Genomic DNA, 23730 nt, shown 5'->3' on the forward strand with positions numbered 1-23730 from the left:
CGGGGGGACGGATGATCGGGGGACGCTACCGGGTCACGGCCGGGGTCATGCGCGGCCCGCGCGGCAGCGTCTTCCGAGCGGAGGCCCCCGACGGCCGCCCGGTGATCGTGAAGGAGTCCCGCGCCTACGTCGGCGAGCGCGAGGACGGCTTCGACCTGCGCATGTACCTCCGCAACGAGCTCCGCATCCTGCGCGCGCTGGCCGGGGTCCCCGGCGTCCCCGAGGCGCTCGACCACTTCCGGCACGGCGAGGACGAGTACCTCGTCATGACCGATGCCGGGGCCACCGACCTCAACCGCCACGTCGCCGAGGCCGGGGTGTTCACCGGCGCCGACCTGGCCGCCCTGGCGTCCCGGATCCTGGAGGTCCTCGACGCGGTGCACGCGCGCGGCGTGGTCGTCCGCGACCTGTCGCCCAAGAACATCGTCCTCGGCGAGGACGGCGGCTGCACGCTCGTCGACTTCGGCACCAGCGGGCTGGAGGACCTGCAGATGCCCGGCTGGAGCCGCGGATTCAGCGTCCCGGACCAGCGCACCGGGCGTCCGTCCACCCCCGCCGACGACTACTTCTCCCTGGGCGCCACGCTCTGCTACGCCGCCACCGGGCTGAACCCCGTCATCGTCGACCCCGACCTGGAGCGCGGGGTGCAGCGCACGCTGCAGTGCCTGGCCCGGATCTTCCCGGACGCCGGGACGGGCACGGTCGCCCTGCTGCCCCGCCTGCTCAGCCTCGACCCGGCGGAGCGGACGTCCGCCGCCGCCGAGATCAGGACCGGCGGGGGAGCCGCGCCGCCGCGCCCCTGCGCGCCCCCCGTGCGGCTGACCGGCGACCTGCTGTCGGCGGTCCTCGAACACACGGTCCGCGAGGTCGCCGGGTATGCCGAGCGCCTGATGGGCGGCCCGGACGACGCCCGCCGGGCCGCGCCGCCGATCACCAACGTCTACAGCGGCTCCGCGGGCGTGGGCATGGAGCTGCTCCAGCACCCGGAGGCCCGCGCGACGGGCGCCGACCTCGCGCGCTGGACGGCGGAGAACCTGCCGCCCGCGAACCTGCCTCCGGCGCTGTACTTCGGCCTCACCGGGACCGCGATCTTCCTGACCGCCGCCCGCCTCACGGCCGCCCCCGATCTGCCGGCGCCGGACCCCGTCCGGCCGGCCGGGGACGACAAGGCCGACCAGGCGCACGGGCTCGCCGGCATCGGCACCGGCCACCTGGTGCTCGCCTCCCTCGACCCGTCCGGGGACCATCTGGCGACGGCCGCCGAATGCGCGCGCCGCCTGCTCGCCGGGGAGGTCACCGCGCCGGACGCCCTGCCCGAGGAGCTCACCGCCCTCGAACCGTCCGGTGCCGGGCTCGACGTCGACACCGCCTACGCGCACGGGGACGCGGGCGTCGCCGACTTCCTCCTCGCCCACCACCTGGCCACCGGCGACGCCGAGACGGGCGAGGCGGCACGGGAACGCTTCACCGCCCTGTCCAAGGCGGCCGAGGGACTGGTCGGCGAACTGCTGTCCCCCACGGGCAGGCCGATGGGCGCGTCCTGGTGCCAGGGCATGTCGGGCGTCGCGACCGCCTTCCTGCGCGCGGGCCTGGCCTTCGACGACCACACCTACATGGACCTCGCCGCCCGGACCGTCCGGGCCTGCGCGCTGGTCGCGCCCCGCGCCTGGGTCACGTCCCAGTGCTGCGGCCTCGCCGGCATCGGCGACGCCCTGATCGACGTCGCCCAGGCGACCGGCGACGACACCTACTGGCGCCATGCGGAGGACATGGCCGAGCTGATGCTCATCCGCGCCGGCGGCCCCCACGACCGGCCGATCTTCCCGGGCAACGACCTGGACGTCCAGGCGTTCACCTGGGGGACGGGCACCGCGGGCGTCCTGTCGTTCCTGCGCCGGCTGCACACCCGCAGCGGCCCCCGGCTGTGGTCGGTGCCGCTCGCCCAGGGCTAGCTTCAGGCCCGGCCCTCGGCCGGGCTGCGCTGGAGCTGCCTGCGCGAGGTGATGCCGAGCTTGCCGAAGGTCTTGCGCAGGTGCCATTCGACCGTGCGCGGGCTGATGAACAGCCGGGCCCCGATCTCGGGATTCGTCAGGCCCTCCCGGACGAGCCGGACGATCTGCGCCTCCTGCGGCGTGAGTTCGCTCGCCGCCTCGCCGGTGCGTTTCCGGACATGCTCGCCCGTCGCCAGCAGCTCTTGGGCGGCCCGCTGCGCGAAGGCGTCCATGCCCATCGCGGTGAACGACTCGTGGGCGGTGCGCAGCTGCTCCCGGGCGGCGCGGCGGCGACGGCCCCGGCGCAGCCATTCGCCGTAAAGGAGGTGCGCGCGGGCCAGCTCGCCGCGGACACCGGCGCGTCCGAGAAGGTCGATCGCCTCGCGGTAGTGGCCCTCCGCCGCCGTGCCCTCGCCCATCAGCGCCTGCGAGCGCGCCTGCACGCCCAGCGCCCAGTCCGTCCCGGCGGGGAGAGTCGCCTCGGTGAGCCGCCGGAGGGCGGCGGCGGCCCGTCCGGGCGTGCCGCTCCGGGCGGCCGCCTCGATGTACTCCACCAGCGCCCAGGGCGAGGTCCCCACCTGCACCGGACGGTCCTCCCCGGCCTCGGGCACAGCGGCCAGCGCCTCCGCGTACCGGCCGAGGCCGTTGCACAGCAGGGCGGTGGCGAACGCGCTGACCGTCAGCCCGTTGCCCTCGCCCCGGCGGGCCGCCTCCGCGGCGACGTTCCGCCGCAGCACGGCGCCCTCGTCCTCGCGGCCCCGCCAGGCGGTCAGCAGCAGGGCACCGTAGGGCGGGACGGGCGTCCCGGTCGCCTCGGAGACCGTCGTGATCTCCTCGACCAGCGCCTCCGCGGCGGCCGGCTCACCGGCGAACACGTCCACGGCGACCTGCTGGGTCAGCGCGAGGGGGAGCGCGGTGACCTCACCGGACTCCCGGGCCAGCCGGACGTGCCGGGCGGCGAGCACGCTCCAGGTCTCGTGGTCCCACACCGCCGCCGCGGTCACCCCGGCCAGCCAGAGCCAGCGCAGACCGTCCTCTTCGGACAAATCCGGGCCGCGGAAGACGCGCAGCGCCGCCTTCAGCGGCGGCACCCCGGCGGCGAAGCCCTCGGTGATCCGCACCGCCAGGCCGTCGAGCAGCAGGTCGGCCGGGCGCGGCTCGTCCGGCGGCGGCGCGGACCGCGCGGCCTCCGCCGCCTCGGTCTCCCCCGGCCCGTCGGCCAGCGGACCGGCGAACAGCGCCGCACTGATCGCCTCCAGGTACGTCTCGCGCGCCAGCATCAAATCCTGCGGCGCGAGCCGCCGAGCGGCGTCGAGCAGCAGGCGCGGGGCGTCGCGGCCGCGGTCCACGGTGAAGGCGATCTGGGCGCGCAGCAGCTCGACCTGCCCGCGCCGGGCCAGATCGAGGGGGCCCGCCTCGGCGATCGACAGCAGCCGCAGCGCCGTGTCGGGCGACCCGGCGTGATGGGTCGCCCGCGCCGCCGCCAGCGCCCGCTGCTGCCGCCGGACGTGGTCAGGCGTCAACTCGGCCGCCCGCGCCAGGAACGCCGCCGCCGCGGCCACCCCGCCGCGCGACCGCGCCCGCCCGGCCGAACGCTCCAGCTCCGCCGCGATGTCCTCGTCCGGCGCCTGCGCACCCTGCGCCGCGTGCCAGGCGCGCCGGTCGGGATCGTCCTCCCGGTCGATGGCCTCGGCCAGGACACGATGCATGGCGCGCCGGTCGTCGGGCGACGCCGTCCAGTACACGGCGGCGCGCACCAGCGGATGGTGGAACCGCACCCGGTCGTCGATCTCGACGAGCCGCGCCGAGACGGCGGGCGTGGCCGCCTCGATGCCGATCCCCAGCCGGTCGGCCGCCCGCCACAGCAGCACCGGGTCGCCGGCCGGTTCCGCCGCCGCGGCCAGCAGCAGCCGCCGCGTCTCGGCGGGCAGCCCCGCCACCCGCCGCCGGAAGATCTCCTGGATCCGGCCGGCGAGGGTCGGCATGTCCGGCACGCGGAAGCCGCCCGCGAGGTCCGCCGGCGTCGTCTCCTTCGGCAGCTCCAGCAGGGCCAGCGGGTTGCCCCGGGCCTCGGCGATGAACCGGTCGAGCACCCGCTCGTCCCACGAGCCGGGGAGGGCGGCGCGGACGAGCGCCCGCGCGTCCGCGTCCGGCAGGCCCTTCACCTCCATCTCCGGCAATCCGGACAGCTCCGGCATGTCCCCCGCGGCACGGGTCGCGAAGACGATCGCGACCGACTCCACGTCCAGCCTGCGGGCGGTGAAGGCCAGCGCCTGCACCGACGCCCGGTCGAGCCACTGCACGTCGTCCACGACGCAGATCAGCGGACGGTCCCGGGCGGCCTCCGCGAGCAGCCCCAGGACGGCCAGGCCGACGAGGAACCGGTCGGGCGCGCGGCCGGCGCTCAGCCCGAGCGCCGCGCGCAGCGCCTCATGCTGCGGATCGGGGAGCGCGGGCAGCCGGTCCGACAGGGGCGTGCAGAGCCGGTGCAGCCCGGCGAAGGCCAGCTCCGTCTCGGACGGCACCCCGGTGATCCGGACGGTCTGGAACCCCCGCGCCCGCTCGGCCAGATGCCCCAGCAGCGCCGTCTTGCCGATGCCCGCCTCGCCGCGCACCACCAGCGCCCGGCTCTCGCCGCCGCGGACGGCGTCCAGCAGAGCGTCCAGCTCCGCGCACTCGGCGCGCCGACCTCGTAACACCCCTTGAATCTACTCGCCGGTGGCCCCGGGACCACCCCAGGGACTCGGCCAGGGACTCACCCTGGTTACTCGCGCGCCCCGCCCGGCGACAGTGGTCGATATCGGCTCGAAGACGAGCACGGAAGGAGACCACGCAGATGAGCGAGCCCATCCTGGAACCGGCGGCGCAGGCGTTCGCCGACGCGGCCGCCAAACCGCCCTACCTCTACGAACTGGGCGCGGAAGGCGCCCGCAAGGTCCTGGACGACATCCAGTCCGCACCGGTCGGCATGCCGGTGGTGGACGAGAAGTGGATCACGGTCCCGGCCGGGGCCGGCGACGTGCGGGTGCGGATCGTCAAGCCCGCCGGGACGGCCGGCGTGCTGCCGGTCGTGCTGTACGTCCACGGGGGCGGGTGGATCCTCGGCAACGCCGGGACGCACGACCGGCTCGTCCGCGAACTGGCGGCCGGGGCAGGCGCCGCGGTCGCGTTCGTGGAGTACGACCGGTCCCCCGAGGCCCGGTACCCGGTCGCGATCGAGCAGGCCTACGCCACCGCGCAGTGGATCATCCGGAACGGGCCGGCGGAAGGGCTCGACGCGTCCCGCATGGCCGTCGCCGGAGACTCGGCCGGCGGCAACATGACCGCCGCCCTGGCCATCCTCGCCAAGCGGCGCGGCGACGTCCGGTTCGTCCACCAGTCGATGTACTACCCGGTCACCGACGCCGCGCAGGACACCGCCAGCTACCGCGAGTTCGCCGCCGGCCCGCACCTGACCGCCAAGGCCATGGCCTGGTTCTGGGACGCCTACACCACCGACCCGGAACAGCGCGCCGAGGCCACCGCGTCACCACTGCGGGCCGGCCTGGACGACCTGGCCGGCCTGCCGCCCGCCTTCGTCATCGTGGACGAGAACGACGTCCTGCGCGACGAGGGCGAGGCCTACGCCCGCCGCCTCACCGAGGCCGGCGTCCCGACCACCAGCGTCCGCTACAACGGCACCCTGCACGACTTCATGATGCTCAACCCGGTCCGCGACACCAGTGCCGCGCGGGCCGCCACCGCCCAGGCCGTCCAGACCCTCGCCACCGCCCTGGACACCCGACCCCGTGAGACTGATTAGGAAACGCCATGAGAATCGTTGTCATCGGCGGCACCGGCCTGATCGGGTCGAAGCTCGTCGCGAACCTCACCGCGCAAGGCCACGAGGCCGTGCCCGCGTCCCCGAACACCGGCGTCAACACCATCACCGGCGAAGGACTCGCGGACGTCTTGACCGGCGCGTCCGTGGTGATCGACGTGGCCAACTCCCCGTCGTTCGAGGACGCCGCCGTCCTGAAGTTCTTCGAGACCTCGACCGCCAACCTGCTCGCCGCGGAGGAGGAGGCCGGCGTCGGCCACCACGTCGCCCTGTCGATCGTGGGCGTCGAGCGGCCGCCGGAGCGCGGCTACTTCCGCGCGAAGATCGCCCAGGAGAACCTGATCGAGAAGTCGCCGATCCCGTACTCGATCGTGCACGCGACGCAGTTCTTCGAGTTCACCAGAGCCATCGCCGACACGTCCACCATCGACGGCGCCGTCCGGATGGCGCCCGTGTTCTACCAACCCATGGCCGGCGACGACGTTGCGAAGGCGGTCGGCAAAGCCGCGACCGGCACACCGCTGAACGGCCGCGTCGAGACCGCTGGCCCCGAGCGTTTCCGGATGGACGAGTTCTTCCGCGACGCCCTGGCCTACTGGAACGACCCGCGCGAGGTCGTCACCGACCCGCAGGCGCACTACTTCGGCGCCGAAGTGGTGGAGGACAGCCTCGTCCCGACCGGCGAAGCCGAACTCGGCACGATCACCTACTCCAACTGGCCCGGCCGAGACGAATTCCCCAAATAACCCGCCGCCCCTCACCCGCGCCGCCGCGCGGGTGAGGGCCTCGCGATGACCGCCAGGAAGACCTCGACCCGGCGGACGCCGAACGCGACGAAGCCGGCCTCGCCCTCAGCTCACGGAAAGCCGTCCATCGCGGGTGAGCGCCGCCGCAGCATGGTCAAGGGATCCATCGCGGCCACCACGGCGGCCGTGCGGTCGGATACGCCGAGCTTCTTAGTAGGTCTTGACCGGCGCCTCGCCGATCAGCAGCACGCGGCGCGCTCGCCGCCTTTGGGCTCGGCGCACCATTCGGAACCGGGCCGACCTCGGCCTGCTGATCCCGATGACCTGCCTCGCCGCGGCCGCCGCGATCGTCGCCACCGTCCACGCGACGGGCGACCACCCGGTACCGGATCCACGGCGCCCAACTCACCGAGCCACTGCTGCTCCGCCTCGCCTCGACCACCCGCGCCAACGCCCTCACACTCGCCACCGCCTGCCTTCCGTCCGCGCAATCGATCACCCGAAGCAGGCCCATGACCCTCAGCGGCGCAAGCTCGCGGATCGCCCGCGCCCCGTTCACGACCACTCGTTCAATCGCCGTTCCAACCCATCAAGGAGGGCTTGAAGACCGGACTCGAACGTCCTATCTGGGGCGGCGGCATAGTCGGTCGCCGCCGTGGTCTCAAGGCGGGCGCGCAGGCGCGGGTAGCGCATGGCGATCTCCTTGGCACCGGCCATGGCGTCCTGGAACCGCTTCTCGGCCGCGTCGTCCTTGTCGAGCCGACGCATGAGCGAGGCGGTCGCCGCGGCCCCGGCCGCGTTCCCGAGGACATAGGTGAAGACCGCGCCGGCAGCCTGATCGGCCTGGTCACCCTTGAAACCAGCCGCCTCGTAGACGGCAAGGCCGTGGTCGTCGTGCCGCGCCTTGCCCTCGCCGTACAGGACGTATGCGGCAAAAGCCTGCACCAACCAGGGGTGCCGGATGAACATCTGGTGCAGGTCGGCGGCCATGGTCGTGGCCGCGGCACGCCAGCTCACCTGATCCAGGTCGGGCAGCGTGAGTTCGCTCCACATCTGGTCGGCAGCGAGCAGGACGAGGTTGTCCTTGTTCTTCACGTGCCAGTACATGGCCGTCGCCGCCGAATCGAGCCGCTTCCCCAGGGCGCGCATGTTCAGCCCTTCAAGACCCTCCTCGTCCAGGAGCGTGATGGCGGCGCGGACGATCTGATCCCGGCTGAGGGTGTCGCGAGGCATGCCCTCACCCTACGCACCCACTTGCACAAAGTTCAAGAATCAGCTTGCACTTAGTGCAAGCTCCGGTTACGGTCGTCCCTATCAGCACTTGAACTAAGTGCAAGTCATCGAAGGGAAGCCCCCGTGAACACCCTCGCCGCCGTCATGCAGCTGCTGGTCGCCGTGGCCTTCGTCAGCATCCCGGTGGTCCGCCACCGCTACGGCCCCGCCGCCAAGGCCGCCGCGGAGGCCGAGCTGCGCCGCCAGAACGTCCGCCCGCAGGTACTGGAAGAGAACAAGCTTCGCTTCGACGCCGGCGGCCACGAGACCGCCGCCCCCGCGACCGTCGCGGCGATCATGATCGTGACCGCCGCCCTGAACATCGCCGGCGTAGACCTGGCCCAGCTGCTGACCTGGATCTTCTCTTCCGCGGTCCTCTTGATGAACGCGGGGATCGTCTACAGCAACCTCACCGCGGTCAAGTCGGTAGAGGCCGCCTTCCGCCGCAAGGGCGACCCAGAACTGGCCCGCGTCGAAGTCGCCCCGTTCCTCAAGGCGGCCGAGAAGGCCTTCCCGACCTGGGTCCAAGCCCAGACCTACGTCCGCAACACCATCGTCTTCGCCGGCTCCACCATCGCCCTGATAGCCGTAACCCTCCCCTGACCACTGGCAACAGTGCGCGTCGGTAAAGGTAACCGTGCCACCTTGGGGTGCGTCGCGGTAGGCGCCGCAGAACGCCTTGCCATCCGGCCGCCGATGGCGATATCGACTGAGCGAGGCTGCCATACGTGTGCCCCGGACCGACCTGGCCCACTGGCACGACTCGAAACTCCACACCGCGCCCGTCCGCTCCACCCGATGGCGATGAGAAAGTCACGAAATCCCTGGCCAAACCCGCAACCGCTCAGCAACGCGAAAGAAGGGAAGCCTTGGGAGGGAGGGCCGGCTACTCCGGCCCTCCCTCCCAAGGCTCCTCTGGGTTAGCAATCAGTGGTCGACGTGCCATGTGTCGCGCAGATGCCGGCCGCTACTGGGTCTCGGTGATAACGGTGGCGCCTTGGCCGGCGAAGCGGACGTTGGCGTTGTGCGGGGCGGCCTGCACCCATCCCTCGAACCCGTCCATGTTGCACTTGCTGACGCCGGGCGGGGTGCTCCCGTCCGGGCAAGGGCCTCCGGCGACGTAAAGGGTGGTGGCGTTGGCGATGAAGAAGACGACATTGCCGACGGCGAACTTGCCCGGTGCCAGGTAACGCAGCCGCCCCCACTTCGACTTGATCACCTGGTTGCCCGCACGCGAGAGCGGGGTGCGCAGACCGGCCGGCGCGCCCGAGCCCCCGGAGTTGGAGGTGCCACCACCCGGCGTGGACGGTTTGCCCTGCGCGGGCGCAGAGTGGGTGGGCGACGAGCTGGTGGGCGCGGAGCTCGTAGGCGCGGAGCTCGTAGGCGTGGAGCCGACGGGCGATGAGGGCGCCACCCCCGCGGTCTTGCCATCGCCGATGCCGCCGCAGGCCGTCAGCCCGAGTGCCAGCGCCGCAACCATCCCACCGACCACGATCTTCCGCATGGTTCCCGCTCCCGTTCTCGGTGCGCGGCCTCCGTGGTCGCGCTGTGCAAAGTGAGATGCGGACGCAGCCCACCGGAGTTGGCATGCCATGACGTGATCAATCCGACCCACTAGTTCCCGAACTAGCGGACCAGCGCGGGCGTCAGGATGTACGACGCCTCAGAAAAGTTGGCGCAATCCCAATCTTTCTCGGCCCCGAGCGCACGACCAGCCTCTTCACAAGAAAATAGGTTTCACTCCTCACCAATACGCACACCCTCAGGTGCACCAACACAAAGACACTGACCTGCATCCAGCTCCCTTCCTCATCCGTCTGGACGGGCGCTGATTGCGGCATGACCGCGATGCGAGCATTTAGCCGGTGATGCAATAAAGCCCTTGGTGGACGCGTTGATCACCACAACCATCACCTCCGGACCAGGGGCTCTGCCTGCCAGCCCACCCTGCCGCCGTCGATCCGTCGCGCTCAACGCTGAACGCCCTGACAGGGATCCGCCGCCTTCGCAGTAGCATCGCCTCGGCCAGGCGGCCGCTCACCCCGGAGACACCGCTGACGCCTGAGGCCGACGGCGCGACCTGTCGCCGTCGGCAAGCCTGCGTGCCGAAGCACCCGCTCCCGGTGGGCACGATGGGTCCACGAAGAACCGCGCGCCTGGTGGTGCTCGACAGCGACGGGTGCGTTGCGTCCTGATCCTCGAGGTGGCCGCTGGTATCGCGCTGACGGCGCCGACCCCTGTGGATTCTGATCGCGGTGGCGCTCACCCTCGGTGCGGTGGACGCACTGTCCGTACCCGCGGTCGCGGCGCTCCCGTCGTGGATCACCAGCTCCGACCAGTTGGCACGGCCACCAGCATGCACTCTATCGATGCGCCTCAGCCAGATCGCGGGTCCGCCGCGCGGCGGACCGGCCATGGGCTTCACAGCCGCGGCGGCCACGTTGACTATCTCAGGTCTGCTCTTCGCGTTTCCTGCTGCTCCTGCTGACGACGCAGATGCGGTCCTCGAGGAGCAGTCGATCCGCGGCACCGCGCACAACGACCTACTCGACGGACGTCGCTACAACCGCCGCCATCGCCTCATCAGTCCCCTCGCCGTCGCCGGAGCCGTCTCCGGTTTCGGCGTCACCGGTACTCCCATCGTCGAGCCTGGGGCACCGCTCCAGCGTTCGTCGGCTGCGGTGCATTCGCCAGTTTTGGCGCGGCCATCGCCCTGGCATCCAGCGCAGTACGGCAGGCCGAACTGCCCGTCGGCGATCAGAAATGACGATCCGAACGTCCGCCACAAGAATCTAAAGGCCGGTCTCCTGTGAGTTCCGGCCCCTGATCTGCTGACGGTGTCGGGATGGCGAAATTTGAACCCACGACTTCTTCGTCCCGAACCCCAATTCTTGGCCATTCTGGGGTCGTGCAGGTATAGACGATTCGCGTTAAAATCTCAGGTGGACGGCCGGTTCCGGTGTCGGTTGCTCACGGACAAGGATGGCCGGTTCGCCACCGTCCACGGACAAATCACGGACGGATGATCATGGGGAGATCGCACCGTGGGATACGCGAAGAAGCGCAAAGGCAACAACGGAAAGTACCGCTACACAGCCTGCTACGTCGACATCAAGGGCCGCGTGCGGTCAGCCGGGACATACTCCAACAAAAGGGAGGCCGACAAGGCCTGGCAACGAGCAGAGGTCGAGGTCTCCAGGGGCCGCACGGGAGACCCCGGACGCGGAAGACAACGGTTCAAGGACTACGTGGAGGAGACCTGGCTCCCGAACCACCAGGTCGAGGCCACCACCCGTGAGGGCTACACGTACGCGCTCTACAAGAACATCATGCCGACGTTCGGCTCGATGCGGATGATCGACATCCTCCCCGAGCACGTCCGCGAGTGGATCACGACCCTCAAGAACCAGGGCATGAAGCCGGTGACCATCCGCTACCAAAAGATCATCCTCAGTGCCGTCTTCACCACGGCGATGGACGACCAGGTCACCTTCATCCACCCCTGCCGCGGAGTACGGACGCCCCCAGTCGTCCGCAAGCCCCTCGAAATCATCACCCCCGAGCAGTTCGACGACGTCTACCACGCACTCCCCGAGGGAACCTTCCGGCTCCTCGCCGAGACCGAGATCGAGAGCGGCCTCCGCTGGGGCGAACTCAGCGAGCTGCGCGTGAAGGACGTCAACCTCAGAACCCGCATCCTCACGGTCAGCCGCACGGTCGTCGAGCTGAACCCGAAGTTCCACCCGGAAGGCCGCCACTTCCTGGTCAAGGACTACCCGAAGGACAAGGAGTTCCGCCGCTTCAAGCTCAGCACCCAGATCATCGAGAAGCTCGAAGACCACATCCGAACCGCCAAGCTGACCCAGGACGACCTCCTCTTCCAGATGCCACCCCAGGACAAGCCCCGAGCCCGCATCACCGAAATCCCAGACCCGGAGACACTCGGCCGCACGGAACCTAACGAGAAGGGCCGCACCTACAACCACGGCACCCTCAGCGCCTACACCGCCGGACGCTGCCGCTGCGACTACTGCCGAGGCGCCTTCACCCTCTACCGAGCCAAGCGCCGCTCCAATGGCAAGGACAACCCTCGTCCTCGCCGCGTTCGCGAGACCGACGGCCACATCCCCAACGACTGGTTCCGCCGCAGGATCTGGCACCCGGCCCTGTCCGCCGCCGGCCTCAACTTCAAACCCACCATGCGCGACCTACGCCACGCCCACGCCTCCTGGCTCCTCAACGGCGGCGCCGACCTCCAGTAGTCAAAGAACGCCTAGGCCACGCCTCCATCGCAACAACCGAGCGCTACCTACACACCCTCCCCGACGCCGACGAAACCGCCCTCGAAGCCCTAGCCAAAACTCGGAGCAGGTCAGGCACTCGATAGCCCTGAGAGGTGCACGCCAGCGAAACTCGCGCGTTCCAGAGCCATGGGGGCATCTCTCGGTCCAAGAGAGATGCCCCTCGCGCAGCCTGATGGCCGCCCCGGCCCGATCGCGCAGCACCGACAGGCGGACGGGACCAACGCCGGTCTCCACCGTCTTGCTCTTGCCCCGCCCGTTGCGGAGGTTGCCCGAGTTGTTCCCGGCCGCATCGTGCTTGGCAGAGCCCAGGTGCGCGGTCAGCTCGGCCTCCTGCGCCCGCTCCAGCACCGCCTTGACCAGCGCCCCGAGCATGAGACCTCACGGGTCAACCGCAACTGCCTCGCCTCGTCGGTCGACCGCTCCAGCAGCACTTTCAGCACCTCATCGCCCAGCAGCTCCCGGATCGGCACATCCCGGCCCACGGTCGGCTTCCGATCCACAGATGCAGCACGGATCAGGTCCCCGCTTATCGACAAAGGCGGCTACTTCCTATTGCCTTCGAAGAGGAAACGGGAAACGCCCGTATCGCCTTGTCCTCCCGGCCTGGGGCCCGCAGTATTACTGACGGTGACTCCCGGCTGTTCGGACAGACAGTGACGGAGGTTGATGTGGTCCAGCAGCCCACTGACTTCGGAGCAGAACTTCGACGACGGCGCCTGGAAGCCGACATGACGCTGACGGGCCTGGCCCAGCGAGTCCATTACAGCAAGGCTCAACTGAGCAAGGTCGAACGAGGCATCAAGAAGCCCAGCCGTGAGCTGGCCCGCCTCTGCGATGCCGCGCTCGCTGCCGAGGGAGCGCTCGCCGCCCTGGTCCCCGAAAACCCTTCCGGGATTGGAGTCACCGTAGATGCAAATGTGAATGATGAGGTGTGGTTGATGCAGTTGTCCTCACAAGGCCAAAGCCGGTTCCAGCCCATGAGCCGACGCCAGGCGGTCGCGGCCGGTGCCGCGTCTATCGCAGGTGTGAGCATCGGCCTTCCTGCCATCTCCACCAACGTCGAGGACGCGACGCTTGTCGGGACATTCCGATCTTTGTTCGATCAATATCGGCAGCTCGGCCAGACCACCAGCCCCGGGCTGCTGCTACCCGTTCTTATCGCACAGACCCACGTCCTCCAAGAACTGTCCAAGACCGGCAGTGTACGTACGCGCCAGGCGTTGTTACGGCTCGGGTCCCGTTACGCCGAGTACATCGGCTGGCTGGTGCAGGAGACCGGCGACGAGAATGGCGCGTTGTGGTGGACCCAGCGCGCCGTCGACCTCGCCGACGCCGGCGGTGATCACCATCTCGCCGCCTACTCGCTGGTCCGGCGCGCGCTCGTCACGCTCTACCGCGGCGACCCCGAGCGAACGATCGGGCTGGCCCGGCAGGCGCAGAGCAGCGATGTGTCGCCGCGGGTCCGTGGCCTGGCCGCACAGCGGGAAGCCCAAGGACACGCTCTCGCCGGCGATTACCACGCTTGCATGCGGAGCCTGGAGCAGGCCCGCGCCCTGCTTGCTCGCCCAGCGGAGGGCTCGGGCGCCCCGGTCATCGGCACCACGAACCTGACCGATCCCGCTGAGATGGTCAGGGGCTGGTGCCTGTACGACCTGGGGCGGCCACGGACCGCCGCGCAGATCATCGAAACACAACTGGCAGAGGTGCCTGAACAGGCCGTGCGTACGCAAGTCCGCTTCGGCCTACGGCGGGCGCTCGCCCACGCAGCGGACGGCGAGATCGACCATGCCTGCCGGCTCACCCAGGATCTGCTGCCAAAGGTCACCACGATCGGCTCGGCGACCGTCGCCACCGATCTGCGCGCTCTCGCGCGCACGCTGTCTCGCCACCCCAAGAACCGATCGGTGCGCGCGCTGGCACCCGAACTCGGTACCGCCTTAGGAACCACCACCCGCAGATGAGGAGACCACGATGCAAGGAGTGTTCATCAACTACCGCACCGGCGACGGCGACGAGGCGGCCGCAATACTGGAGCAGGGACTGTCCCACCGGTTCGGCAAGGAGCGGATCTTCCGCGCCACCACGTCCATCCAGCCCGGCCAGGCGTATCCGGAGAGACTCCTCAACGCCGTATGCAGCAGCGTGATCCTCCTCGCCATCATTGGTCCCGACTGGGCTCGCGACCCCCGGCTGCGCGACGAGAGCGATTGGGTGCGCCGGGAGATCCTGGAGGCCTTCACCTCGAAGATTACCGTCATCCCGGTCCTCAAGGGCCGCGGAACCGAACGTCTGAAAGCCGCCGAGCTACCGGCCGAACTGGAACGCCTGGCCGATGTCCAATCCCTCAGGCTGGACCCGCGCGACAACGAGACGGACATCAGACGTATCGGCGACCTCCTTGCCGAACTCGTTCCCGTGCTCAGGAAGTCGGACCGGCAGGCCGCCCCATCCACTGACACCGGCCCCGTGTACAACACGGCTCGCGACACCCGCGGGACGGTGATCCAGAGCCGCCACGTCCAGGGCGACGTCGGCACCGTCATCAAGGGCAATCAGGGTCCCGTCCACGCCGGGAAAGGCGATATCAACCAGAACACTCAGCATTTCTCCGGTGACGGAGCGACGTACATCCACGGTGATAACCACGGCGGCGTCGGTCACCGCTTCGGCCAGGCACGCGGAGACGAGGAGGAGCGTTGAGCGACTCTTTCGAGGCACACGCCTTCGGAGTTCATGGAGGCATGCACGCGGGAGCGGGAGACATCAACAACATCTACTACCTGCTGCGGACCGAGTCCTTCGGAGCCTCTCCCCGCAGGCAGCCCACGGACGAGTTGCGGTGGTTGAGACGGCGCTTCGTTGAGCCAGCGGGACTGGGCAAGGCACGAGACGTCCTGGAGACCTTCCGCACCGTGTTCCTTGACGGGCTCCCGGGCAGTGGCAGGATCGCCGGGGCCAAGATGCTCCTGTGGGAGCTCGGGGACGATCGGAGGCAGATCCACGAACTGGTGCTACAGGAGAATGAGAATGCACCGCGCATCGATCGCAGTCATATCGGCGACGGCGACCTGGTGTGGCTGGATCTGTCCCGGGTCGCAGAAAGACAGTGGGATGAGGTACAGGACGAACTGTCCCCGCTACGCGCGACGGTGCATGACCACGACGCGCATCTCGTTGTCGTCCTGCCGGCCAAGACCGGTCATCTCGGTTCAGCTCTGGACCGATACCGCATCGAAATACAGCGCCCGGCCGTTGAGGAGGTGCTGGCCCGCTACCTGCTGGCGGAGGACATTCCTCGACCGGTTCCGCTTCCTCCGCTACGTTTCCTGGACGCGGACCGCCGCATGGAAGAGGTCGACAAGTATGTCAGGCTGATCCGCAGGGCTCGCGACGAGCGCCGCGAGGGCAGCTTCATGGCCTGGTGCGAGGAGGCCTTTCGGGCACTGTCCCGCCAGGCGCGAGACGTGGCAAAGCAGGTAGCCGAACTCACTGCGGGCCCGCAGCGCGCGCTGCTGCTCGCTGTCGCCATGCTGCACGGAGCACATGCCGACGTGATTTACCGGGCAGACGCCAGTCTTCTCACCGCTGTCGCACATCCGTGTGAGAACAGCCCGCTCCTGGAGCGTGTCCCCCTCGACCAACGACTCAAGGAGATCGGCGCAGAGGTCGATCCTTCCGGCAGCGTCCAATTCGAGGAGCTCGATTATGATGCGGCGCTCCGTTCATATTTTTGGGCTCATATGCCGGAGCTCCGCGACGCGCTACAGGACTGGGTGAAACAGACCGCTGACTCACCCGACCTCTCCGCTGGAGAACGAAGGAATCTGGTCGAGCGGTTCACCGAGCAGTGCTTGAGCGAGCGCTACCGGCCGACGCTGGTATCTCTGGTTGAACAGTGGACTGCAGACCCCACGACGACTCGCAAGATGGAAGCGGCCGCTGTGGTGGTGCGGCACGGCCTTCGGGACGAGCAGCAGGCCCGGTCCTTCCGCCGGCAGATATACAACTGGGCGCGTACGGACAGCCTCTCTCAACGACTCGCCGAAGTGATCATCGTGGCGTGCCGTGACGAGATGATGGCGAGGCATCCCGACGAAGCTCTGGTCCGGTTGCACCACGTTGCAAGGCGAGAGCGCGGAACTCGGGCCCGCGAGACCTTGATCGAATTGGTCAGCCGCGCGCCTCGGCTTCGTCGGCAGATGCTGACCCGTCTCACGGATCCGAAGTTCGTGCCAGGTAGATGGCCCCGCGACATTGAGTTGTTCCTGCAACTTGCCGACCCCGAAGCGCTTACCGACCCCGGACGGCGCGATCACGCTCCCATAACCGAAAGCACAGTGCGCCAACAGTTGGCCACCGGCTGGTCGCTGGTCTTCGCGCGACGGCCGCACGATGTGTGGACCTCGACCATCCGGCGGTGGCTGCATGTCGCCGCCGAAGACGAACGGCATCGGCACGCGCTCCTCGACGTCCTCGTAGGCGGAGGCGAGGCGGAGGCCAGCGTCCTTGCTCGGCTCTACGCGATCACGTGCGAGCGGAAAGCGTGGGCACCGCTCGGTGACTTGGTCATCCAGGACATCAACGCCGTCTGGGGAGCCCGGACAGCATGACTCACGCGGACGAACGGAGAGCCCCATGAACACCGGCCGGAACACTGCGACACCGTATTTGGCGGTCACCGGCGGAGCGATCCTCATCGGCCTGATCCTCTTCGCCCCCTGGCCGCTATTGATCTCGCTCGGAACGGCGGGCGTGCTCGGCGCCGGCCTGCTGTTCCTGACACGGCCAACCGGGCAACGAGCCTCCAGAACCTCGCGCTCCGAGCCCATGTTCGGAAACGCAGCCGGCCCGGCGGCGGACGTCAGGAGGTCGCGCGTCACCGATATCCCCTTGCCGACCGAACTACCCGATTACCACTTCCTGTTCTCGGCTACGGTGATCTGGTCACCGACTCCGGCCGTGACGGACGAGTCCGCGATCAATCCCGCCGCCCTTGCGGTAGACGCCGTGGTGAAGCGCGCCCGAAAGATCACCGAGTTACGAGATCCGAGTCACGCCTCACTCGTCCGGCACGAACTGGCCGGCGCGCTCGGAGAGATGCGGACAGATGGCACAGGACTGCTCCGGACGATGGCCGAGTCGGTCCAACTCGTCCTTCCCGACCACGATCACGAACGGCTGGACAAACTCGCCACGGTCCGCAAGGAAGAAGTCGTCTGGGAGCACGAGCGCAAATATGAGCTGAGCAAACGCGACTACCTCGGCGGAGACGTTTTGAAGAACCCCGGCAGCGCCGTGGTCTGGTGGCTCGCCAGGAACGACGATCAGGTGGAGAAGACGGTCAACGACATCGGTCTTCTCGCGCAACTCTCGTCCGCCGCCAATAACAGCGATGTGCCAGAGACGTTCCACTCGTTCCTCTCAGGCTTCGCCGCGTCGAACGGTCAAGCCGCCCCCAACGGATCAGGTGCGGCTTGGTCGCGAGAGCACAAGGAGTCCGCTGGCGATCTCTTCGACGCTCTCCTCCAGGCGATCCGGCTGGACGAGCATGATCCCCAGCGCCGCCTGTTCGCCCGGCAGGTGGCCGACTAGGCCACCGCGCACGGATGGCAGGAACTGGCCGAAGAACTGATACACCGATACGACACGCTGGCCGACACCGAGCCCGCAGGAGAGGCAGCCGATGGAAGCTGAACTGGCCGCACTGGCAAGCAGCGGAGCAACCGCACTAGTCGGATTGATGGTCTCCGATTCCTGGGCACGGGTGAAGGGCGGATTCGCACGAATTCTTGCTCAATCCGATCCCGCCGAAGCGCCGCTGGAGGGACTGGAGACATCACGGATGGAACTTGTGACCGCCCACCTCGAGCATGACGACACGAAAGTGGCAGCCATCGAGAGTCATTGGCGCTCCCGCCTGGAACTCCTCCTACGCTCAGACGAAACGGCCGCAGATGCGCTACGACGTCTCCTCTCTGCGTTCACGCCGTCTCCCGTGGAGACCATCTCGAACTTCAACAGCGGAGACACGCATTTTGGCTCCATCATCCAAGCTGGTCATATTTCAGGAGCAACTTTCCATCTGGCGCCGACGTCCGGCGAGCACATCGACAAACATGATGGGCCCCGACCTGCTAACTAAATGGCGGATGCTGCCGCCGCGCGAGCGCGGGCAAGGTCGCTGACGGGTCATCGGTCATGGGACTTCAGCGGTAGGACCAGGCGTGGCCGGTTCCTCGGTAGTCCTCTACAGGGATCGGGCGGACGCCCTCGCGCATCCGGTCGGTATAGAGACGCCCGTACAGGTGGTCGATCTCGTGCCCAGCCAGGCGGGCGAGCGCGGCGTCCAGGACCACGATCACCGACTTCCCATCCAGGTGGGTATGGGCGACTTCCAGCCGGAGCGGTCGGGGCACCAGGCCGCGCACGTCGAAGAAGCTCAGGCAGCCCTCGTACTGCTCGTCGGTCTCGGACGATGCGTTGATCACGCGGGGGTTGAGCAGCACGAGCGGCTCCGCGTCCGGGTCGGGTGGGGTGATGACGGCGGCGGCGCGGTCGATGCCGATCTGCGGAGCAGCAAGGCCCATGCCCTTGCCGAACACGTGATGTTCTCGGACTCGCTGCATCGCGGCGAACAACCGGTCGATGACATCGCCGGCCTCAGCGGCTTCGGTGGGCAGATCGAACGGGCGCGCGGTGGTCGCCAGGATCGGTTCGCCGCGCTGGACGATGCCGGCGGCCTTCATCCGATCGCTGGCGGTGCGTAGTTTGGGACGGGGCTGATCGGCATCGTCGTCGCGGGCGCGGAACCGCCATTCCAGCCGGTAGCGCGCGCCCATCGGCGGGTCCTGGGTAGCCCAGGAGAACACCAGCCGATCCCCGTTCTCGGTACGGGTGATGGGGGTGCGGAGTGGGACAGCCTCGGCGGTGGTGGAGGTTTCGGTGCCCCACACCACCGGATCCAGCCCGGCAGGGAACACCAGCTCGACCGACAGTCGCCGGGTCGGCAAGCGGACTGCGCGCTGGAACCATGGGCCCCACCGCCCGTCGTCGACCTGGTAGCCGTACTCGATGGTCGAGTGCTGACCGGGGTAGAGGGGGAAGCGCCCGCGGTCGTTGTCCAGGCACAGCCATGCCTCTTTGAACGAGTCGCGATCTTGCTTTGGTCGCCAGCTCATGGGTTCGCCGTCGCAGGCCGCGGTCAGCGCGAGTTCGTCCCAGGTGAGCGGCCGGGCCCGGTACAGGGCGTTGGAGCGGTCGGGTCGGCCGGGGTAGCGGTCGACGCTGATGCGGATCAGGTAGCGGGTGACCGGTTCGGCGCCGCCGTTGAACAGGCGGCGTCGCTGCATCGGCCGGTACACCGTCCCGTCGTACTCCAGCCGGGCATGGTCCTCCTCCACCACCAGGCCCTCGACGTCGCTCGCACCGGCGCTGAGGGCTCGGGGCGGTCCGTCGGCTCGCCACGCCTGCCACAACGAGCCATCCGCACTGAGCACACCGTCGGCCTTGCGGGCGAAGTCCTCACTGGCCGGATGGCGTCCGGCCTCCACATGGCTGACGTAGGACGGGTCGAAACCCATCGCTGCCGCCAGCTTCTTCTTCGACATCGCACGGTGTTCGCGCCACCGGGTCAGGGCCGCGCCGAACGAGGGCGTTCCCTCTGCGGAGGCGGTCGCTGGATCATCGGCGGGTTGCTGGACGCCCATGGCCCAATCATCTCTTCAATCCGGGCTGAGGGAATGAATGAACCGTGAATGAGGTCCCGTCAGCGTGGCCTCACCGGCTGTATCGAGAGTTTCCTCGCCTGTGACGACAACCACGAGGAGATTCTCGATGACTCGCTTGGCCTCCCCCGATTCGCCGGTCGCCGACCGGGATCTGCGGCTCCTGGTCGTCGGCGCCGGGCAGCGCACCGTCGATGTTCTGCTGCCGGCGCTGCGCCGGGCCATGCCGACCGCGCAGGTCGCGGCGATTTGCGACCCCGATCCCACCGTCGCAGCCCGGATCGCCGGGCTGACAGAAGCTGGCAGGCAGCCTGATGACATCCCGGTGTTCGCCGAGCTGGACCGAGCACTGGCCGCAGGCCCGTACCAGGTCGCGATCCTGGCCTGCCCGCACGACCAGCACCAGGAGGCGACGCTGCGGCTGACCGACGCGCACATCGCGGTGTGGAAGGAGAAGCCCTACGCCCTCACTCTCCAGCAGGCCGTCCATTTGGCAACCCGCGACGTGCGGGTGCTGGCGCATCGTCCGCACGGGCAGCTGCTGCAGATCGCGACCGACCGGATGGCGGCGTGGGGACGGCTGCTGTCGTACCGAATCCGAATCACCCGCCCTACCGGCGACTACACCGGCACCTGGCGCGCTTCGGCTGAACGCGCGGGCGGCGGAGCCATCTGCGACCTGGGCTACCACGCCTTCGACCTGATCAGCCGCCTCACCGGACGGCCGTCCGCAAGGCCCGCCACGGTGTACGCGGTCACCACCAGCTCACCGGCGCATCGCCCTGCCGTCGAGGTCGAGGAGAGCGCCCACCTGACGATCACCCATGTCGGCGGATGCGCGGGCACCGTGCACCTGTCCCGCTGCGAGGAGCGTGCCGACGAGATCGACATGGTCGCCGAGCACGGCCGCATCACGATCTCCGGCGACCGATCCGTGCTGCAGGTCACCACCCCAGCCGGACGAACCCACCGCGCCGAGGTGACCGCCGCTGACGACGACCCGTGGGCGGCGATGCTGCGCTACCACGCCCAGACCCTCGGCGACACTGCGGTCACCGCCGCCGAGGCTCGCACCGGGATCACCGCGACTGCGCTGATGGAGGCGGCCTACACCTCGGTGCGGCTCGGCCGTTCCGCCCCAGTGGCCTCCTGCGCTGACTTCGGACCGATGACCGTCCCCGTCCCCGTCCAGGAAGGACGTGCGTCATGACTTTCCAGTGGCCGCCCATCGACGCCGAGGTCTCCGCTGCGGTCACCCGGCAACTGCACACCGCCATCTCTCTCTACGACCGGTCGGGGATCATTGCCCGGTTCGAAGACGCCTTCGCCGCCCGCCACAACGCCTCGTACGCGCTGCTGACCTCATCGGGCACCGCGGCGCTGCACTCGGCCTACTACGCGCTCGGCCTCGGCCCTGGCGACGAGGTGATCGTGCAGGACTACACCTTCTTCGCCACCGCCACCCCGCTGCTCCAACTGGGTACCGTTCCGGTCCTGGCCGACATCGACATCCACGGCGAACTCGACCTCGAACGCGCCGACGAGCTACTCACTGACCGCACCAAAGCCGTGGCCATCACGCACATGTGGGGCGCCCCGCAAAACACCCGGCGACTGCGAGCCTGGTGCGATGCCCGCGGCTTGGCGCTGGTGGAGGACTGCTCCCACGCCCACGGCGCCACCCGCGACGGCGTCAGCGTGGGCGAACTCGCCGACGCCGCCTGCTGGAGCCTGCAGGGCCACAAGACCATTACCGCTGGCGAGGGCGGCATCCTGACCACCCCGCACCGCGGGGTCTACGAGAAGGCGACTCTTCTCGGGCACTTCAACAAGCGAGCCCTGGCCGAGGTGAGGACCGAATCACCGCTCTACCGGTTCGCCGATACCGGCCTCGGCCTCAAATACCGGGCACACCCGCTCGGGCTGGCGATGGCCGAGGTGTACCTGCGACGCCTGGACGACTGGCTGCTCGCACGCCAGCGCCACGCCGCCCGACTGGAACACCTGCTGGCCGGACGAGCCGGCATCGGCGTGCTCACCCCGACCGGCTCCGACCGGACCGCCACCTTCTACGCCTTCGTGTTCACCATCGACCCGCACGCCGCCGGGTTCACCCGTGACGATCTTCTCCACACCATCCAGCAGTGCGGATACGGCGAGATCACCACCTGCGACTCGATGCGGCCACTGCACACTTACCCCGTCTTCGCCGCGCCCAGGTCACCGGTCACCATCTACAAGACATCCTGTATCCGCTGCGAACTGCACGTCGCCGAACACTTGGCCGCCACCTCGCTACGGATCAACGTTCCCGCCGACGACGGGCCGGACGGATGCGCCTACATCGACACCGCGATCAACATGCTCGACCGGGCCCTCAACACCCTCGCCTCGCCGCCCGGCGGGACTACCCTGCCAGCGTGACCACCGCATCGGGCCTCGACATCCACCAATTGCACGCCGACGCCGACCGCGACGGCATCACCAAACTCGTGGTCGGCGCCATCGTCCACACCGATGGCCAAGTGCTCATCCTGCGCCGCTCCGCCGAGGACACCTTCATGGCCGGCATCGAAGAACTCCCCTCAGGCGGCGTCGAGCCAGGTGAGAACCTGCTCACCGCACTGGAACGTGAACTCGCCGAAGAAATCGGCTGGACCGGACCACTCACCCTCGACCCCGGCTTTGTCACCCACTTCGACTACATCTCCGGCTCCGGCCGCAAAGCCCGCCAATACACCTTCGGCCTCGCCCACCACGGTCGGCCCATCGTCCTGAGCACCGAACACACAGCACACCGATGGCTCCACCCCGCCGACCTGACCGACTCCGACGTCACTGACGAGACCGCTCAAGTAATCCGGGACTGGACCGCTGCATGAACCTGGCAGATTCCAAACGTGAAGAACTGACGATCGCCCAGGAAGAGCAGGCTCGTAGCAGCGAACTCGCGATGCGCGAGCTGCACACCGACCTCATCAAAATGGCCATCGAGGACAGCGAGCTTCGCTCGGTCTGGCCCGCACCTTCCCCTGGGGCGGAAACGACCCGCAAGGACCATTACTGCAACCTGATCCTCAACCTTCAGAAGGTTTCCTACGAGACTCGCACGATCGAGCTACCCGAACTTCGCAGCGCCCTGCGGTTCCTCATGACGAGCCCGGACATGCGCGCGTTCTGGTCCCGAAGCCGCCCGGACCGCGTCACCATCACCGACGGCGATGACGCCGAGGACACATTCACCGCCGAAGTCGACGCGGCATACACCGACACCATCGCGCCGTAGGTAGCGGAGACAGATGTGGCCTCCCGGACATGGACTCCTGCCATCAAGATCAGATCCCGGTCGATGGAACGCTACATGGAAGCGTGGCCCTCGCGCCTTCCATGAGATGGACATGCACTACGGGGATGACCTCGCCGCCGACACTCCCGGCTGGGTCTACGCCTGGACCGCTGAAGCGGCCACCGGCATCATCGACCGCGTCACAACGGTCGGCTGGGACCTCGTCTCCGAAGCAGCGCCCACACAGCGCGGCATCTGCAAGAAGACCATCACCGCACTTCTCTCCCTGGACGAGTGAACGTCTACATACGGGCCCTTCGCACCTCCAGCGGGGGCTACGTTCTTGCGGTGCAGTGGAACAGCCTCCCGCACCAACTCATCCCCGATCGAAAGCGCCCGCCTCGATCTGATGCCTGAACCTCCGCCACGCCTGTCCTGCGAGGACGAGTCTGGGGCCTTCCGGATCTTTGGAGTCGCGTACGGCGGCGTAGCCGCTGACACCCGCTAGCTCGACGCACTGATCCGTCGTCTGCTGACTGCGTGTGCTCTTGATCCAAGAGGCTTGGCTGAAATCCGGAATCATGCTT

21 protein-coding genes and 1 pseudogene are annotated in these 23730 nt (G+C 68.7%); 16 read left to right on the top strand and 6 right to left on the bottom strand.

What is annotated here, in order from left to right; translation table 11 throughout:
- A partial coding sequence (locus E1293_RS04595) for a protein kinase/lanthionine synthetase C family protein (RefSeq protein ID WP_132194136.1) occupies positions 1 to 1952 on the top strand: 1952 nt, incomplete at its 5' end.
- Between the two features lie 2 nt (positions 1953 to 1954).
- On the opposite strand, the gene E1293_RS04600 is transcribed toward E1293_RS04595, so the two are convergent.
- Positions 1955 to 4690, bottom strand: a complete 2736-nt coding sequence (locus E1293_RS04600) for an AAA family ATPase (protein WP_243716018.1) — start codon at positions 4688 to 4690, stop codon at positions 1955 to 1957.
- A gap of 137 nt (positions 4691 to 4827) precedes the next feature.
- Between E1293_RS04600 and E1293_RS04605 the strand changes: the two genes are divergently transcribed.
- Both E1293_RS04605 and E1293_RS04610 read left to right on the top strand, forming a co-directional pair.
- A complete protein-coding gene (locus E1293_RS04605) occupies positions 4828 to 5793 on the top strand; it encodes an alpha/beta hydrolase (protein WP_132194140.1) in 966 nt (321 codons plus the stop codon).
- Between the two features lie 8 nt (positions 5794 to 5801).
- Complete coding sequence (locus tag E1293_RS04610) at positions 5802 to 6557, top strand: SDR family oxidoreductase (RefSeq protein ID WP_132194142.1); 756 nt, start codon at positions 5802 to 5804, stop codon at positions 6555 to 6557.
- 555 nt (positions 6558 to 7112) lie between these two features.
- On the opposite strand, the gene E1293_RS04615 is transcribed toward E1293_RS04610, so the two are convergent.
- Entirely contained in the window at positions 7113 to 7790 is a 678-nt protein-coding gene (locus E1293_RS04615; protein ID WP_132194144.1) for a TetR/AcrR family transcriptional regulator, read from the bottom strand.
- 123 nt (positions 7791 to 7913) lie between these two features.
- Between E1293_RS04615 and E1293_RS04620 the strand changes: the two genes are divergently transcribed.
- Positions 7914 to 8432, top strand: a complete 519-nt coding sequence (locus E1293_RS04620) for a hypothetical protein (RefSeq protein WP_132194146.1) — start codon at positions 7914 to 7916, stop codon at positions 8430 to 8432.
- Positions 8433 to 8796: 364 nt separating this feature from the next.
- Here E1293_RS04620 and E1293_RS04625 read toward each other — a convergent pair whose 3' ends face one another.
- The gene (locus tag E1293_RS04625) at positions 8797 to 9333 is read right to left on the bottom strand and encodes a hypothetical protein (protein ID WP_132194148.1); all 537 of its coding nucleotides are present in this window, start codon (positions 9331 to 9333) and stop codon (positions 8797 to 8799) included.
- A 751-nt stretch (positions 9334 to 10084) separates the two neighbouring features.
- Between E1293_RS04625 and E1293_RS04630 the strand changes: the two genes are divergently transcribed.
- On the top strand, positions 10085 to 10642 hold the full coding sequence (locus E1293_RS04630; RefSeq protein ID WP_132194150.1) for a hypothetical protein: 558 nt from the start codon (positions 10085 to 10087) through the stop codon (positions 10640 to 10642).
- A gap of 231 nt (positions 10643 to 10873) precedes the next feature.
- Entirely contained in the window at positions 10874 to 12091 is a 1218-nt protein-coding gene (locus tag E1293_RS04635; RefSeq protein ID WP_243716019.1) for a tyrosine-type recombinase/integrase, read from the top strand.
- 219 nt (positions 12092 to 12310) lie between these two features.
- Here E1293_RS04635 and E1293_RS50645 read toward each other — a convergent pair.
- A pseudogene (locus E1293_RS50645) lies at positions 12311 to 12633 on the bottom strand (transposase); the annotation flags it as partial.
- Positions 12634 to 12801: 168 nt separating this feature from the next.
- On the opposite strand from E1293_RS50645, the gene E1293_RS04645 reads away from it, so the two are divergent.
- The 5 genes from E1293_RS04645 (at position 12802) to E1293_RS04665 (ending at position 18275) form a co-directional block, all read left to right on the top strand.
- Positions 12802 to 14094, top strand: coding sequence for a helix-turn-helix domain-containing protein (locus E1293_RS04645; protein ID WP_132194154.1), 1293 nt, complete (start codon positions 12802 to 12804; stop codon positions 14092 to 14094).
- Positions 14095 to 14113: 19 nt separating this feature from the next.
- Entirely contained in the window at positions 14114 to 14833 is a 720-nt protein-coding gene (locus E1293_RS04650; protein WP_207938665.1) for a toll/interleukin-1 receptor domain-containing protein, read from the top strand.
- Positions 14830 to 16743 (top strand): hypothetical protein, encoded by a 1914-nt coding sequence (locus E1293_RS04655; protein WP_132194158.1) that lies wholly within the window; start codon positions 14830 to 14832, stop codon positions 16741 to 16743. Before E1293_RS04650 ends, E1293_RS04655 begins: the two co-directional genes overlap by 4 nt.
- A 25-nt stretch (positions 16744 to 16768) precedes the next feature.
- Positions 16769 to 17725, top strand: coding sequence for a hypothetical protein (locus E1293_RS04660; protein ID WP_132194160.1), 957 nt, complete (start codon positions 16769 to 16771; stop codon positions 17723 to 17725).
- Between the two features lie 91 nt (positions 17726 to 17816).
- Entirely contained in the window at positions 17817 to 18275 is a 459-nt protein-coding gene (locus tag E1293_RS04665) for a hypothetical protein (protein WP_132194162.1), read from the top strand.
- A 64-nt stretch (positions 18276 to 18339) separates the two neighbouring features.
- Here E1293_RS04665 and E1293_RS04670 read toward each other — a convergent pair whose 3' ends face one another.
- Positions 18340 to 19839 (bottom strand): peptide deformylase, encoded by a 1500-nt coding sequence (locus E1293_RS04670; protein WP_132194164.1) that lies wholly within the window; start codon positions 19837 to 19839, stop codon positions 18340 to 18342.
- Positions 19840 to 19966: 127 nt separating this feature from the next.
- Here E1293_RS04670 and E1293_RS04675 point away from each other — a divergent pair, with 127 nt between their 5' ends.
- From E1293_RS04675 to E1293_RS04695, 5 genes are all read left to right on the top strand, one after another.
- Positions 19967 to 21067, top strand: coding sequence for a Gfo/Idh/MocA family protein (locus E1293_RS04675; RefSeq protein ID WP_132194166.1), 1101 nt, complete (start codon positions 19967 to 19969; stop codon positions 21065 to 21067).
- The gene (locus E1293_RS04680) at positions 21064 to 22281 is read left to right on the top strand and encodes a DegT/DnrJ/EryC1/StrS family aminotransferase (protein WP_132194168.1); all 1218 of its coding nucleotides are present in this window, start codon (positions 21064 to 21066) and stop codon (positions 22279 to 22281) included. Before E1293_RS04675 ends, E1293_RS04680 begins: the two co-directional genes overlap by 4 nt.
- Positions 22278 to 22739, top strand: a complete 462-nt coding sequence (locus E1293_RS04685; protein ID WP_207938666.1) for an NUDIX domain-containing protein — start codon at positions 22278 to 22280, stop codon at positions 22737 to 22739. Before E1293_RS04680 ends, E1293_RS04685 begins: the two co-directional genes overlap by 4 nt.
- On the top strand, positions 22736 to 23143 hold the full coding sequence (locus E1293_RS04690; protein ID WP_132194172.1) for a DUF6082 family protein: 408 nt from the start codon (positions 22736 to 22738) through the stop codon (positions 23141 to 23143). The genes E1293_RS04685 and E1293_RS04690 overlap by 4 nt, the downstream gene beginning before the upstream one ends.
- Before the next feature lie 112 nt (positions 23144 to 23255).
- A complete protein-coding gene (locus E1293_RS04695) occupies positions 23256 to 23441 on the top strand; it encodes a hypothetical protein (protein WP_132194173.1) in 186 nt (61 codons plus the stop codon).
- A 78-nt stretch (positions 23442 to 23519) separates the two neighbouring features.
- Here the strand turns inward: E1293_RS04695 and E1293_RS04700 are convergent, their stop codons facing one another.
- Complete coding sequence (locus tag E1293_RS04700) at positions 23520 to 23726, bottom strand: DUF397 domain-containing protein (protein WP_132194175.1); 207 nt, start codon at positions 23724 to 23726, stop codon at positions 23520 to 23522.
- Positions 23727 to 23730: the final 4 nt, after the last annotated feature.

The organism is Actinomadura darangshiensis (genome assembly GCF_004349235.1).
GTDB lineage: Bacteria > Actinomycetota > Actinomycetes > Streptosporangiales > Streptosporangiaceae > Spirillospora > Spirillospora darangshiensis.